At 66.5% G+C, this 14,130-nt stretch carries 14 protein-coding genes; 10 read left to right on the forward strand and 4 right to left on the reverse strand.

The genetic code is table 11. The features are described 5' to 3' along the window. Positions 1–96 precede the first annotated feature (96 nt). The 6 genes from ACFE7H_RS04825 to ACFE7H_RS04850 all read left to right on the forward strand — a co-directional run bounded on the left by ACFE7H_RS04825 (position 97) and on the right by ACFE7H_RS04850 (position 5,217). A complete protein-coding gene (locus tag ACFE7H_RS04825) occupies positions 97–1,248 on the forward strand; it encodes an FAD-dependent oxidoreductase (protein WP_375400084.1) in 1,152 nt (383 codons plus the stop codon). Positions 1,249–1,270: 22 nt separating this feature from the next. Then, positions 1,271–1,864: an amino acid synthesis family protein gene (locus ACFE7H_RS04830; RefSeq protein ID WP_375400085.1), complete on the forward strand. Its 594-nt coding sequence runs from the start codon at positions 1,271–1,273 to the stop codon at positions 1,862–1,864. A gap of 27 nt (positions 1,865–1,891) precedes the next feature. Further along, complete coding sequence (locus tag ACFE7H_RS04835) at positions 1,892–2,653, forward strand: class II aldolase/adducin family protein (protein ID WP_375400086.1); 762 nt, start codon at positions 1,892–1,894, stop codon at positions 2,651–2,653. A 64-nt stretch (positions 2,654–2,717) separates the two neighbouring features. Next, on the forward strand, positions 2,718–3,653 hold the full coding sequence (locus ACFE7H_RS04840; protein ID WP_375400087.1) for a 3-hydroxyacyl-CoA dehydrogenase NAD-binding domain-containing protein: 936 nt from the start codon (positions 2,718–2,720) through the stop codon (positions 3,651–3,653). Further along, positions 3,653–4,495 (forward strand): alpha/beta fold hydrolase, encoded by an 843-nt coding sequence (locus ACFE7H_RS04845; protein WP_375400088.1) that lies wholly within the window; start codon positions 3,653–3,655, stop codon positions 4,493–4,495. The genes ACFE7H_RS04840 and ACFE7H_RS04845 overlap by 1 nt, the downstream gene beginning before the upstream one ends. 2 nt (positions 4,496–4,497) lie before the next feature. Beyond that, on the forward strand, positions 4,498–5,217 hold the full coding sequence (locus tag ACFE7H_RS04850; RefSeq protein WP_375400089.1) for an amidohydrolase family protein: 720 nt from the start codon (positions 4,498–4,500) through the stop codon (positions 5,215–5,217). Between the two features lie 8 nt (positions 5,218–5,225). Here the strand turns inward: ACFE7H_RS04850 and ACFE7H_RS04855 are convergent, their stop codons facing one another. The 4 genes from ACFE7H_RS04855 to ACFE7H_RS04870 all read right to left on the reverse strand — a co-directional run bounded on the left by ACFE7H_RS04855 (position 5,226) and on the right by ACFE7H_RS04870 (position 8,977). Continuing rightward, a complete protein-coding gene (locus ACFE7H_RS04855; protein WP_375400090.1) occupies positions 5,226–6,773 on the reverse strand; it encodes a GMC family oxidoreductase in 1,548 nt (515 codons plus the stop codon). A gap of 3 nt (positions 6,774–6,776) precedes the next feature. Beyond that, positions 6,777–7,505, reverse strand: coding sequence for an SDR family NAD(P)-dependent oxidoreductase (locus ACFE7H_RS04860; RefSeq protein ID WP_375400091.1), 729 nt, complete (start codon positions 7,503–7,505; stop codon positions 6,777–6,779). 63 nt (positions 7,506–7,568) lie between these two features. Further along, positions 7,569–8,327 carry an N-acyl homoserine lactonase family protein gene (locus ACFE7H_RS04865; protein ID WP_375400092.1) on the reverse strand — a complete coding sequence of 253 codons (759 nt, stop codon included), beginning with the start codon at positions 8,325–8,327 and terminating at the stop codon, positions 7,569–7,571. 161 nt (positions 8,328–8,488) lie between these two features. Continuing rightward, positions 8,489–8,977: a hypothetical protein gene (locus tag ACFE7H_RS04870; RefSeq protein ID WP_375400093.1), complete on the reverse strand. Its 489-nt coding sequence runs from the start codon at positions 8,975–8,977 to the stop codon at positions 8,489–8,491. Between the two features lie 171 nt (positions 8,978–9,148). Between ACFE7H_RS04870 and ACFE7H_RS04875 the strand changes: the two genes are divergently transcribed. From ACFE7H_RS04875 to ACFE7H_RS04890, 4 genes are all read left to right on the forward strand, one after another. Continuing rightward, positions 9,149–10,237 (forward strand): BMP family ABC transporter substrate-binding protein, encoded by a 1,089-nt coding sequence (locus ACFE7H_RS04875; RefSeq protein WP_375400094.1) that lies wholly within the window; start codon positions 9,149–9,151, stop codon positions 10,235–10,237. 111 nt (positions 10,238–10,348) lie between these two features. Further along, on the forward strand, positions 10,349–11,968 hold the full coding sequence (locus ACFE7H_RS04880; RefSeq protein ID WP_375400095.1) for an ABC transporter ATP-binding protein: 1,620 nt from the start codon (positions 10,349–10,351) through the stop codon (positions 11,966–11,968). Continuing rightward, entirely contained in the window at positions 11,955–13,154 is a 1,200-nt protein-coding gene (locus ACFE7H_RS04885) for an ABC transporter permease (RefSeq protein WP_375400096.1), read from the forward strand. The genes ACFE7H_RS04880 and ACFE7H_RS04885 overlap by 14 nt, the downstream gene beginning before the upstream one ends. Then, a complete protein-coding gene (locus tag ACFE7H_RS04890) occupies positions 13,151–14,083 on the forward strand; it encodes an ABC transporter permease (protein WP_375400097.1) in 933 nt (310 codons plus the stop codon). The genes ACFE7H_RS04885 and ACFE7H_RS04890 overlap by 4 nt, the downstream gene beginning before the upstream one ends. The last annotated feature ends 47 nt before the right edge of the window (positions 14,084–14,130 follow it).

A 14,130-nucleotide genomic window follows, 5' to 3' on the forward strand; every position in this document is an offset into this window, starting at 1 on the left:
TTGCCCTTGACGAGAAGGGGGTTCCAACGGATAACGTCTTACTCGCCCGATGATAAAGAGCCTGCACATGGTAAGAAAAACTTCGAGGAATCCATCATGAGCTCCACTTTCGACACCCGGCACGCCGAAATCTCGGGCGCCGGCTTCGCCGGTCTGACCGCATCCATCGCCCTCGCGCGTCAGGGGTGGTCGGTGCGTGTCCACGAACGCGCCGGTCAGCTGCGTGAACAGGGCGCGGGGATCGTCCTCTGGCAGAACAGTCTCCGGGTGCTCGACGCCTTCGGGCTGACCGATGAGATCAACGCGGGTTCGATGACGCCGCCCTACTACGAGACCCGGATGCAGAACAGCATCGTCTCCGACGAGGATCTGGCGGGCATCCGGTGGCGGACCATGACGAGGCCGTTCCTCCACTCGGTGCTCGCCTCCGCCGCTCGACGCGAGGGCGTCGAGATCCTCACGGGCTCGACGGTGGTGGGTGCCACCGAACAGGGCACCCTGCGCCTGACGGACGGCACGGAGTTCGAGGCGGACCTCGTCATCGGTGCGGACGGTGTCGGTTCGCCCGTGCGCGACTCCCTCGGGATCGAGTTCGACCGGCAGACCAGTCGCGACGGCATCTCCCGGTTCCTGGTCCCGCGCAAGAAGGCCGAGCTCCAGGCGATCGAGCCCGACACCGACTGGGACAACATGATCGACTTCTGGAACCTCGAACCCCGGGTGCTCCGCGTGCTCTACACGCCGGCGAACGAGAACGAGCTCTACATCGCGCTCATGGCACCCTCCGACGACCCGCAAGGATCGGCGGTTCCGATCGACCTCGATCTCTGGACGTCGATCCATCCGCAGCTCGCTCCCGTGCTCGAGGAGGCGGTCAAGGTCGAGGGCAAGTACTACGGGTACCAGACCACCCGCCTCGAGCAGTGGACCAAGGGACGCGTCGCGCTGGTAGGGGACGCCGCGCACGCGATGTGCCCGGCTCTGGCGCAAGGCGGGGGCTGCGCGATCATGAACGCCTACACCGTCGCCCAGGCGGCATCAGAGTCCGACATCGCCGATATCCCGGAGGCACTGGGGGAGTGGGAGCGGCTCGAGCGGCCTCTCACCGATCGCTGCCAGAGCCGCTCGCAGGACTACGCGAACACCCGGGGCATGGCCTACGGCAACCAGTTCACCGGCGACGTGAACGAGACGACCCTCTACGACCCCACGCACCGCGAGCGCCACCGCCAGGACGCGGTGGCGTGAGCGGCAGAGAGACGAGGCCGGCATGTTCCCCGAGATCGATCCCTACTACCGGGTGCGCGAGTGGTTCGGTTTCGTGCAGGAGATCAGCCATGAGGGCGGCCCCGTGCCGGACGAGCCGCTCTACAAGGCGGTGTCGGGCGTGGTCATCGCCAATCCGTTCGCGGGCCGCTACGTCGAGGATCTCTCGCCGCTGACGGCGCCGAGTGCGAGCCTCGGCACCGCCCTCGGTGCACGCGTGCTCGCCCTGCTCGGCGGACGCCCGGTGCAGGGCTATGGCAAAGGCGGCATCGCGGGCGTCAACGGCGACCAGGATCACGTGGTGGCGTGCATCACCACGGTCTTCGGCGATGCGTTCCGCGCCGGGGTCGGGGGCGGCGCCGCCTGGATCTCGTCGGCGTCCAAGACGGCGTCGGCTGGAACACCCATCGACATCCCGCTGGCGTTCAAAGACGAGCTGTATGTCCGCTCCCACTACGACGCCGTCACCCTCACCGTGCCGGACGCGCCGCGACCGGACGAGTTGCTCATCTGCGTGGGTGCGTCGACCCGTGGCCGGATCCACGAGCGCGTGGGCGGTCTCAGTCGCGACGAGGCGATCGCCCGACTCTCGAACTAGCCCTCCCTCGTAACGAAAGGCACGCGCATGGCGTACACAGCCGGCAGGTTCCACCAGGACGAGTCCATCTCGAACGCCCTCGACGATGTCGCTCGCGCGCACCGCATCCTCGAACTCGAGGGCCACGGCGACATGTCGATGGGCCATATCTCCTACCGTGATCCGTTCGGCCGCGGATTGTGGCTCAAGCGCGGGAACCTGGCCCTGTCGGAGGTCGAGGGGAACGACTTCGTGCTCATCGACTTCGACGGCACCATGCTGGAGGGAACGGGCCTCCGCCATCTGGAGTGGCCGCTCCACGCCGAGATCATGCGTGCCCGTTCCGACGTGCACTTCGTCGGCCACTCGCACGCGCACTACGCCACCGTCTTCGGTGCCACCGACCAAGAGCTGGGGCCGTTCAACAACCACGGCGTGTGGTTCGCAGACCACGGCGTGCCCCGCTTCAGTGACACCAGCCAGATCGTGACCACAGTCGAGCTCGGTGTCGAGGTGGCGAGGCAACTCGGCGACGCCGAGGCGATCCTGTTGAAGAACCACGGCATCGCGTTCGTCGGCGACGACGTGGCCGAGATGATGCTCGCGGGGATCTTCCTCGAGTGGGCGTCCAAGTTCCAACTCGACCTGCTCTCGACGGGAGTGACGTTCGATCGCCCGGACCACGAGGAGAGCGTCGAGAAGCGTCGCCGGATCTACCCGCCGAAGGCCCAGCGCAACTACTGGATGTACTTCAACCGCAAGCTGGATCGTGTCGAGGCCCTTCAGGGCATCGGCATCGCCCAGGTCTGACCAGTCGTCCCGCCCACCATCACCAGTACCCAGACGCACTTCCCAGAAGAAAGCGAGACAGGCCATGAGCTCACTTCCCACTATCGCGACCGTCGTCGGATCGGGCACGATGGGCCCCGGTATCGCGGCGACACTCGCCCGCGCCGGCGCCGAGGTTCGTGTCTACGACATCAGCCCAGAAGCACTCGCCCGTGCCGAGAACACCTTCGCGTTCGCCTCCGGTGTGCTCGACCAGCTGGGCAGTGACTCGGTCGAGGGCGGCTCGGTCAGCTTCACCACCGACATCGGCGAGGCGCTGGCCGGCTCCCTGTTCGTGATCGAAGCCGTGCCGGAGAAGCTCGAGCTGAAGAAGAGCGTGCTCGAGCAGATCGAGGGCCTGGTCGGCGACGACGTGATCATCGCGACCAACACCTCGGGCATCCCGATCTCGACGATGGCCGAGTCGATGACGGTGCCTGCTCGGCTCGTGGGCATGCACTGGTCGAACCCGCCGCACCTGATCCCGATGATCGAGGTGATCCCGGGCGACGCCACCGACACGGCGGTCACCGACCAGCTGGTCGACATCGTGAAGGCGTTCGGCTATCACCCGGTGATCGAGAAGGAGATCGCGGGCTTCGTGGAGAACCGCGTGCTCTACGCGATCCTCCGCGAGTGCGTCGCCCTGCTCGAAGAGGGGATCGTCACGCCGGAAGGCCTTGACACGGCGGTCAAGTGGGGCATCGGATACAAGCTGTCGGTGATCGGCCCCACACGGCTGCTGGACATGGCCGGCATGGACATCTACGCAGCGGTCTCGAGTTACCTGAACAAGGAGCTGAACTCCGATACCGAGACGCCCCAGGTCGTCACCGAGATGATCGCGGCAGGCAAGCTCGGCTTCAAGACCGGTGGCGGCATGTACGAGTACGGCGAGGGCGATGTCGCGGCGAAGCTGAAGGACATCACCGCCGGGCTGGTCGCAGCGCGCAAGACCCTGTCGAGCATCACCCCGGTCTGATGTCCGCACTCGCGGTGGAGCGCACGGCCGACGGACTGCAGCGGACCCGGGGAGCGGATGTCGATATCGCCTTCCGGATCCGCGGCAGCGGCCCCGCGGTCGTGCTGCTGCACGGCACATCGGCGAGTCATGCGGTGTGGGAGCCGATCTCGACTGCGCTCGCGTCCTTCGCCACGGTCATCACCTTGGATCAGCGGGGCCACGGCCGCAGCGACAAACCGCCGACCGGATACACCGGTCCCGATTTCGCCGGCGATGTCGTGACCGTCTTGGACGCCCTGGGAATCGACTCCGCGATCGTTGGCGGTCATTCGCTCGGCGCTCGGAACGCGTGGCTGGTCGGAGCGCTGCACCCGGAGCGCATCAGGGGAGTACTCGCCGTCGACTACACCCCCTGGGTCGAGACCGAGGTGATCGACGTGCTGCAGGTGCGGGTCGCGGCGGGCGATCGCGCATTCACCTCCGTCGACGAGATCGAGGCGTACCTGCAGAGCCGCTACCCGCTGCTCCCCACCGACGCGGTCGTCCGACGGGCCGAGTGGGGTTACCGCCAGGGTGCCGACGGTCGTTGGCGGCCGCTCGCCGACCCTGTTGCCATGGACCAGCTGATCGACGGGTTCCGCACCCCGTGGGCCGAGGAGTTCGAGGCTGTCGGCGTGCCGATGAGTCAATTGCGGGGCGCGCACAGCGCCATCGTCAGCGACACGGCCTGGCAGACCGCCCTCGATGCCCGGCCGCAGGACCGAGCCGTCGTCGACCCCGATGCCGACCACTACCTACCCGAGGAGCACCCGCAGCTCGTGATCGCCGAGTTGCAGCGATTCCTCGCTTTCGGGCGCTGATCGTGCGGATCATCGATGCCCACATGCATGTCGGCGAGTTCCCGCTCTTCGATGTTCGTCTCGACCGGCACAGCCTGGCCGGCTACCTCGGCGACAACGGCATCGATGTCGGCATGATCTTCAATCCCGACAACGCGCTCGTGCGCGACACCGTGCACGAGGTCGAGAACGCGTACGGCCTCTACTGGGCCAACCCGAAGAACCCGGATTGCGCCACCGAGCTGCGCGACTACCTCGCCGATCCGAAGTTCCGCGGTGTCAAGCTGCATCCACTGCTCGATGGCTACCACCCGGACGAGCCGTTCGTCTGGCCGGTCATCGAGGTGTTGATCGAACACGGGCTGCCCGCACTCATCCACTGCGGGCACCCGATCTTCACGCTGCCGTGGAGCATCGAGGAGCTGGTGACCCGATATGAGGAGGCCAAGATCATCCTCGGCCACATGGGGCACGGCAACATCGTCTACATCGACGGAGCGATCGCGGTCGCGTCACGGCATCCGAACGTGTGGCTCGAAACGTCGGGCATGCCGATGAGTTCGAAGATCCTCGAGGCCGTTCGGCGGGTCGGCAACGACAGGGTGATGTACGGATCGGACGGTCCGTTCCACCAGCCGAGGGTGGAGCAGCTCAAGGTGGAACTCGCCGGTCTTGACGCGGCCGATCTGGTCGAAGTGATGGCGGGCACGGCCGAACGGCTGTTCCTCGGGCCGCACGCCTGAGCTGCGGATCAGCCGTTCACGAATCGATCGGCGAACGACTCGGCGATCGCCAACACCGCAGCATGGACCGGGCCGGCGGTGATCGACGGGATCACTGACGCGTCGACCACGGAGCAGTTGGTGAGGCCCCGCAGTCGCAGGTCGGGCGTGACGGGAGCATCGTCGGTCGCACCCATGCTCAGGGTTCCGACGGGGTGATGGTGGGTGATCGCCGCCCGCTGGATGAACGAGTCGACGGCATCCGCGGCCGCCACGGATGCCCCGGGCAGCAGCTCCTCGCCGCGCCACTCGGCCATACCTGCCGACGAGCCCACCAGCCGGGCGCGCTCGAGGGCGGCACGGAACGTCGCCCGGTCGTGCTCTGTGTCGAGGTAGTTGGGGTCGACGATCGGCGCCGCGTCGACGGCGGGTCCGCTGATCCGCACCGACCCGCGACTGGTCGGGTTGGTCACCCCGAAGAGCAGCGAGTACGCGCCGCCGGCGGGCAGGTCCGCAAGGCCGGGCTGGTAGACCTCCGAGCCACTCGGCCCGACGACGCAGCCGACCACGACGTCCGGCGCTCCGCTGACGGCATCGAGTGCGCCGAGCGAGAGGTAGGTCATCGACTCGGAGAGCTGCAGGCGCGACGGAGGGACGGTCCGCGCTGCCGCGTAGACGTTGCCCGCACCGAGCAGATGGTCGTGCAGGTTGCGCCCCACGCCGGTCGACTCGACGAGGGTCTGCACGGCCGCCGCGGCGAGCACCGTCGGATCCCCGACTCCGGAGCGCATCAGCAGCAGCGGGTCGGCGAGCGAGCCGGCGCACAGGATGACGGCATCCGCTTCGACGCGTTCGAGCCTGCCGCGCACCTCGTACTCCGTTCCGACGACGCGGTCGCCGTCGATGACGAGTCGATGTACCGTCGCGCCCTCGACGACGGTCAGATTGGGGCGGTCGAGCACCGGGTCGAGGTACACGTCGGCGACGGTGACGCGGCTGCCGTTGCGGATCGTCAGCGAGTTCGGGGTCGCACCCAGCATCTCGCCGCCGTTGTGGTCGGGGATGCGGGGCACGCCGAGCGTCGTCCAGGCGTCGAGGTAGCTCTGCACGAGCGGGCTGCTGAGGTCCGGGCCGGGCAGCAGCACCGGGAGCGGACCGTCTGCGCCGTGCACGTCGCTCGCGCCACCCGAGAACGATTCGTACCCGATGAAGTACGGCAGGAGAGACTCCCAGGACCAGCGGTCATCGCCCGTGGCGGCGACCCAGCGATCGAAGTCGGCACGGCACCCCCGCATGTGCGCCATGGCGTGCATCGTGCTCGATCCACCGAGGCCCCTGCCGCGTGGCCAGTCGAGTGACCTGCCGGCGAGGCCGGGCTGCGGAGTCGTCTCGTAAGCCCAGTCGTACGACTTGCCGTAGTTGAACGGCCATCGCTCCGGCCGACGCATGTCGGGATCGGTGATCCGTCCGCCCGCCTCGAGCACCACGACGCGCCTGGACGGATCTGCGCTCAGTCGGTTGGCGAGCACGCATCCGGCGGAGCCCGCTCCGATGATCAGAACGTCATGAGCGGTCATGGCTCAGTTGCGGGTATGGCCGCCATCGACCACGAGGGTCTGTCCGGTGATCCAGCCGGCTTTCTCCGAGGCGAGGAAGGCGACGGCGGGAGCGATGTCCGCCGGCACGCCCCTGCGGTCGAAAGCCTGGGCAGGCAGCACATAGGCGAACCCTTCGTTGTGGGGGCTCGCGAGCACGCCCTCGGTCTCGGTCAGCCCCGGGGCGACGGCGTTGATGGTGATGCCGTCCTTGCCGATCTCACCGGCGAGCGCGCGGACGAAGCCGATGGACCCACCCTTGGTCGCGACGTAGTGCGCGAGGTTGGGCGTGCCCGCCACGAAGGTGTTCGAGGCGATGTTGACGATGCGGCCGTACCCCGCCGCGGCCATCACCGGAATGATCGACTTCGTCATGAGGAACATGCCGTCGAGGTTCACCGACATGACCCGGCGCCACTCGGCGAAATCCAGCTCGGGCCACGGCACGAAGGGAACCAGCGCCGCGTTGTTCACGAGGATGTCGATGCGGCCCAACTCGTCGACGACCTCCGCGGCGAAGGCGGCGACCTGCTCGGGGTCGCTGACGTCGAGCTTCTTCGCGACGCCGCCGATCTCTGCAGCGACCGTGGTCGCGCCGTCGAGGTTGATGTCGGCCACGACCACTGTGCAGCCGTCCGACGCGAGTTCCTTGGCGATCGCGGCACCGATGCCCTGTGCTGCTCCGGTGACGACGGCGACGCGCTGCTCAGTCATGTGCTCTTGCTCTCTCGTTCTTTGGAGGATCGGGTCGGATCGGGTCGTGTTCGTCAGCGTCGTTCACGCGCCGCCGTAGTTGTCCGGGGCGAGCTTCCAGCCCTGGTAGGAGGCGAGTTCGTGCGACGGATAGATGTCGGCATCGCGCGTGCGGGCGAGGTAGTTGAGGCGGCGGATCGCCTCGACCGACTTGGTCGGGTCCAGGTGGAATCCCGCGATCCACTCCTTCTCGAGCGTGGTGCGCGTGTACGCGGCGTCGCCGCAGAACAGCATGTTGCGCTCGTGCTCCAGCTCGATCAGCAGCGAGTAATGACCGATGGTGTGGCCGGGGGTTTCGAAGAGCCAGACGCCGGGGACGATCTCGTAGTCGCCGGAGATCGGCTTGTACGTGACCGCGGGGTGGTCGAACGAGACGTCGGAGTAGCCGAGGCGCTCGAACGGCTCGGGAACCTTGGCGTGGCGCAACTCCTCCTTGTGCACGAGCGTGGTCGCGTTCGTGAGGTATTTGTTGCCGCCCACATGGTCGAAGTGGAAGTGCGAGTTGACCACGATGTCCACGTCCTCCGGCTTGTAGCCGCAGAGGGCGAGCTGCGCGGGGATCGTCTGTTCGGGGGTCTGGAGCGGCTCCTCGAACGGCAGCACGGCGTTCACGTGGTCCAGGTCGTAGCCGGTGTCGTACAGGATCAGTGCATCGGGATGCTCGATGAGCACCGAGTACACGGGGAATCGCACGGGGGTTCCGGCGTCGATGTGCCAGTGGACGTCCGACGCGTCGATGACGAGGGTTCCGCCGTCGAGCAGGTACACCTTCGAATCGGTCATTGCTTCCTCCGGAGGGGACTGTCTCGTTCCAGCACGATGGTCGCAGTGCGCGAGTTTTCACCCTGCGCTAATTCGGCATCACAGTATGAGAAGTGACCTGCACGGGTCAAGACCTCGGCCGGTGGCGCCCAGCCCGTCTTCACACGACTGAAACAGAGCGGTCACGGAAGCGGTGTGGGTGGGGGCGTGGCCAGTCGCCGGCCGTCCTCGAAGCGCGCCTCACCGGAGTAGAGCTCCCAGACGTAGCAATGGTCGAGCATCGGCGTCGTGTCGAAGTCGCCGATGCAGGTGGCGTCCTGGTACCTGGGCGTGCCGTGCAGGTCGTAGTACACGCGACAGAGGACCTTCCAGGTGCCCCCCTTGGCGACGGCGGGGTCGTTGAAGAGATGTTCGGAGGGGGTCCAGCAGGCGGTCGACCGGACCGTCCCTCCGCGGAGTTTCAGCGCCTTCGGTGCCACGTTCGAGAGCTGCACGAACGCGGCGGTGTCCAGCGGGACGACTGCCACGTTGGTGGCCATCGGCATCGGCGAGCCGGCTGGTGTCGAGCTGGCCGACGGCGGATTCGTTGTCTGGCGGGCACATCCGGCGAGCACGAGCAGCATGATCAGGCAGGTGGCGAACCGGGACCGGGCTCGCATCACCAGGGTCACCCGTTCATTAAGCGGTCCGGGCGTGAAGGTTACGTTTCGACCCTGTAAAAACCCGTTCTCATGCGTTGACCGGCGTCTCGTCGTTCTCATAGTGTCAGCAACCGTTGACACATCGTGAGAATCGGTGGCATCCCGCCAGACCGGATCACCGACCGAGAGGAACGCTTTCTCATGCACAGCCCCACCTCGTTCGCCAGGCGATCGTTCAGTACCAGACGCGCGGTACCCCTGTTCACGGCGATCGCGCTTGCGGCCGTCCTCACCGGATGCGCGGGCCGCGGCACCGCCCCGGCCAACCCCTCCGCGAAGACGGATTTCACGACCGTCACGATCGTCACCCCTGCAACCGAGTCCGACCACGGTTGGAACCAGATGGGGCTCGCGGGAGCGAAGGCGGCCGCCGCGGCCACCTCGATGAAGCTCGCAAGCGACACGAACGTCGGATACGACAACACCCAGACGATCCTCACGCAGGCCGCTCAGAAGTCCGGCGTCGGCTTCGTCATCGCCCATGCCAGCGGATTCGGCCAGGCCGCGGCATCGGCGAACGCCAAGACGGGCGTGCCGTTCCTCATCACCGACGTGCCGACCGCACAGGTGAAGAACAAGATCGGCGTCATCACGTTCAGTGCGCAGCAGGGCGGGTACCTGGCCGGCATCGCCGCAGCGAAGACGACGAAGACGAACAAGCTCGGGATCGCCATCTCGGCCGACGATGTCAACTGGTTCACGATGTCCGGCGGCTTCATCGCCGGCGCGAAGAGCGTGAACCCCTCAATCAAGGTCAATGTCGCCTACATCGGCGCAGCCTCCTACGACGACTCGGCCGGCGGCAAGAAGGTCGTCCAGCAGCTCATCGCCGCGGGTGACGACGTGATCTTCGGCATGGGCGACGGCGCCACGGTCGGCTACGTCGCAGCAGTCGACGAGGCCAACCAGGCCGGTAACAAGGTGAAGTACATCGCCGACATCGGTGATGTCTCCGATCTCGTGACCAACCCCGACGAGGTGCTGACCTCGGTGCTGTGGATCTTCGACGGCGCGTACACGCAGGCGATCAAGGACATCAAGGCCGGTTCGTTCGCCAGGGCGCCCTACGACCTCAATCTGAAGAATGGTGGCATCAAGCTCCAGAAGACCGCCGACATGACCGCGGACATCACGGCTGCGACCACCAAGGCGCAAGCCGGTATCGAGGACGGCAGTATCGCGGTGCCGGACACCACCACGAAGAAACAGTTGACGGCGCTGCTCAACTGACTCGAGCGGAGCAGGGGGAGGCCGGGCGGCCCGAGTCAGACTCTCGCCCGTTCTCCCCACTGCACCGGTCACGAACTGCACCGACCACGAATCGAAGGGCCGGACACCGCGATGTCAGCATCCTCCACCCTCGTCCCGGAGCCCGGCGTGGTGTCACTCAGCGGCATCACCAAAGCGTTTCCGGGTGTGATTGCGAACAACGACATCTCGCTCGACATCGTGAACGGCCAGGTGCACTGCCTCCTCGGCGAGAACGGCGCCGGCAAATCGACGCTGATCAGCATCCTCGCGGGTATGCAGTTTCCGGACTCCGGCTCGATCGCGATCGACGGCGTGCCGGTCACGATCGACTCGCCCAAGGCGGCGATGCGACACGGCATCGGTGTCGTGCACCAGCACTCCACGCTCGTTCCGTCGCTCACGGTGCTCGAGAACCTGATGCTCGGCGAGGGCGGCCTCAGGCTCAAGCAGAGTCAGGCGGCGAAGCGGCTCCAGGAACTGTCCGGACTTCTCGGGGCATCGATCGACCCGAACATCCTCGCCAGCGACCTTGCGCTCGGCCAGCAGCAGCAGGTCGAGATCGCAAAAGCGATGTGGACGGGAACGCGGCTGCTGATCCTGGACGAGCCCACCTCCATGCTCACCCCGTCGGCGATCGAGAGCCTCGCGCAGAGCATGAACCGACTGAAGGCGGAGGGGCTGGGGATCGTCTTCATCACCCACAAGCTGCGCGAGGCCTACACCATGGGCGATTGCGTGACCGTGCTGCGGGGCGGCCGCAAGGTCGGAGCGCTCTCCCGGGAGCACCTGAAGATCCTCACCGAGGAGCAGGCCCAGGCAGAGATCCTGCAGGCGATGTTCGGCGAGGACCTTGCCGCGGCCGGCGGACTCGAATCGGCGGCGGAGCTCGCCGGTGCCACCGAGGCGGCCCCCGCGACGAGTCGGGTCGACCTGAACGGCAGGCCGGTGCGCCTGGAACTCTCCGGCGTGTCCAGTGTCGGCAAGTCGATGGACGTCTCCATCGCCGACGTCTCCTTCGCCGTCCACGAGGGCGAGATCTTCGGAATCGCGGGGATCGACGGCCATGGCCAGGCCGGACTCGCCGAGGTACTCGCGGGCCAGCGGGCGACGGCTGCGGGCAGCATCTCGCTCGACGGAGTGGACATCACTCGCCTGGGCGTTCGATCACGTCAGGAGAAAGGCGTGCGGTACGTCACCGACGACCGGCTTCACGAGGGAACCGTGGGCAACCTGACCGTGTCCATCAACCTGCTGCTGAAACGGATCGGCACCGCGCCGTTCTGGCGGTTCGGGCAGATCAATACCGCGGCCGTCAACCTCCACGCGCAAGACCTGATCAAGCAGTACACGATCCGGACTCCCTCGCCCAGCACCCGCGTGGGGACGCTGTCGGGCGGCAACATCCAGAAGGTGCTGCTCGCCAGGGAGCTGGAGGACGGTGCCCGCGTCGTGGTCGTGAACAAGCCCACCTACGGACTCGACCTGAAGTCCGTTCGCCTCGTGCACGATCTGCTGCGGGAGTTCGTCGCCGGTGGAGGGTGCGCCGTGCTGATCTCGACGGAGCTGGACGAGTTGATCGAGCTCTGCGATCGGATCGGAGTGATCTCGCGTGGTCGCATCGTCGGCACGGTACAGAACGACGGCGGGGCGGATGTCGCTGAACGAGTCGGCAATCACATGATCGGAGGCGGTGCGCATGACCTCGACTGAGACCCCGACCGAGAGCACGGACGGACTCACCAGCGACATCACGCCGCTCGACGACGACGCGGAACTGGTGACCACCCAGAAGTCGTCCCCCCGCAGGCGTGCCTTCGACATCGTCGTGCGCTCCATCGTCCCGATCGTGCTCGCTTTGATCGTGGCCGCCCTGATCCTGCTCGCCCTCGGCAAGAATCCGCTTCAGTTCTACGGCGCCGTCATCGAGAACGGGCTCATGGGCCAGAACTGGCAGAACAGCCTCGTCATGATGACGCCGCTGCTGCTCATCGCGATCGGCCTGATCGTGGTGTTCCGAGGCCAGCTGTGGAACCTCGGGTACGACGGGCAGTTCCTGCTGAGCGGTGTCGTCGTCGCCGGTCTCGCCCCGCAGCTCATCGGCGCGACATCCCCCGGCGTCGCCTATCTCGTGCTGACGATCGCCGCGATCGCCATCGCCGCCGCGTGGACTCTCATCCCCGCGTGGCTCAAAGCCTATTTCGGGACCAACGAGATCATCACGACGATCGTGATGTCGACGATCGGCGTGGGACTCACCAACATCCTGATCGAGTACGTCTTTCAGAACCCGGAGGTCCGCACACCCCAGACCAGGGCCATCGATCCGGGGGACCTCCTGCCCTACATCCCGGGTACGCAGGTGACCATCGGCTTCCTCGTGGCGATCGTGGTCGCCGTCGCGTTCCAATTCGTGCTCAGCCGCACCTCGTTCGGCTTGCGTCTCGACGTCTTCGGATCGAGTGCGAAGGCCGCCCGTCACGTGGGGATCAACTCGCGCACCATGACGATCCTGCTGTTCCTGATCAGTGGCGGCTTGATCGGTCTGGCGGCGGCGATGGACATCTTCGGCCAGTGGGGCTACATGCGCACCAACTGGAACCCTTCCTACGGCAACGCGATTCTGCCGTTCGTCTTCCTCGCCCGGCTGAGCCCGGTTGGATCGATCCCGTTCATCGCCTTCTACTCGGTGTTCGCGACCGGCGGCACCATCGCCGCGCAGGAGTCGAACGTGTCCGTGAACTTTCTGCAGATCGTCGTCGCGCTCATCCTCGTGTTCATGACCGTGACGGAATACATCGGGACCAAGCGCGACCTCGGCCAGAGCTACCTGCCCGACGAGCTGAAGGGCGCGATCCGCAGACCCCTCAGCGCCCTCACAGGAAGAGTGCGCCCGTGACCGACCTCATGACGCCCACGTTCATCGCGGCATTCATCGTCGCCTGCCTCGCGGGCGCGATTCCCCTCATGCTGGCGTCCATCGGAGAGACGGTGGGTGAGCAGTCGGGCGTGCTGAACCTCGGCATCGAGGGCGTCATGCTCATGGGCGGGTACTTCGGGTACGTCGTCGCACTCGGCACACATTCCACCTGGCTCGGGATGCTCGGAGGCCTGGTCGCCGGCGCCGTCACCTCGCTCGTGCTGCTGATCCTGAATGTCTGGTTCGGGCTGAACCAGATCGTGGTCGGTATCGCGATCACCGCCGCGGGCGGTGGAATCACAACCGTTCTCTACGACCAGCTCTATGCGCAGACCGCGCCGCGCGTCGTGACCGACAACTGGACGATCCCGGTGCTGTCGGACATTCCGGTGGTCGGGCACTCGCTCTTCAGTCAGCCCGCGATGTTCTGGGTATCGCTCGTGATCGCGGTCATCGTGGCGTGGTTCCTGATCAGAACCAATTGGGGCCTCAGCATCAGAGCCGCCGGGCAGAAGCCGTCGTCACTCGACGCCGCCGGTGGCAGCGTGATGCGAACCCGTTCGCAGGCGGTGCTGCTGGGGGGTGTGCTCTCCGGTCTCGGCGGTGCATACCTCTCCGTGCTCGCGACCAGCGCGTTCACGCCCTTCATGACGAACGGGCTCGGCTACATCGCGATCGTGGTGACGATGCTCTCGCGCGGCAAGATCCTGCGGGTCGTCATCGTGTCCCTGCTCTACGGCGTGACGATCGCGGTCGGGACCGTCCTGCAGCTGACCAGCCTGAACGTCTCGACGGACCTGATCACGATGCTGCCGTACATCGTGGTCATGATCGTGCTGCTGATCTTCGGCCGGGACGTCAACAACTCGCCCGTTCTCGGTGCGCCGTACACCCGCGGCGCGCGCTGACGCCGCAGTTCGTTTCACCACAGCCTCCGCGCACGACAGAGAGGATC

The sequence above is a fragment of the uncultured Amnibacterium sp. genome (assembly GCF_964250715.1).
In the GTDB taxonomy this organism is placed as follows: Bacteria; Actinomycetota; Actinomycetes; order Actinomycetales; family Microbacteriaceae; genus Amnibacterium.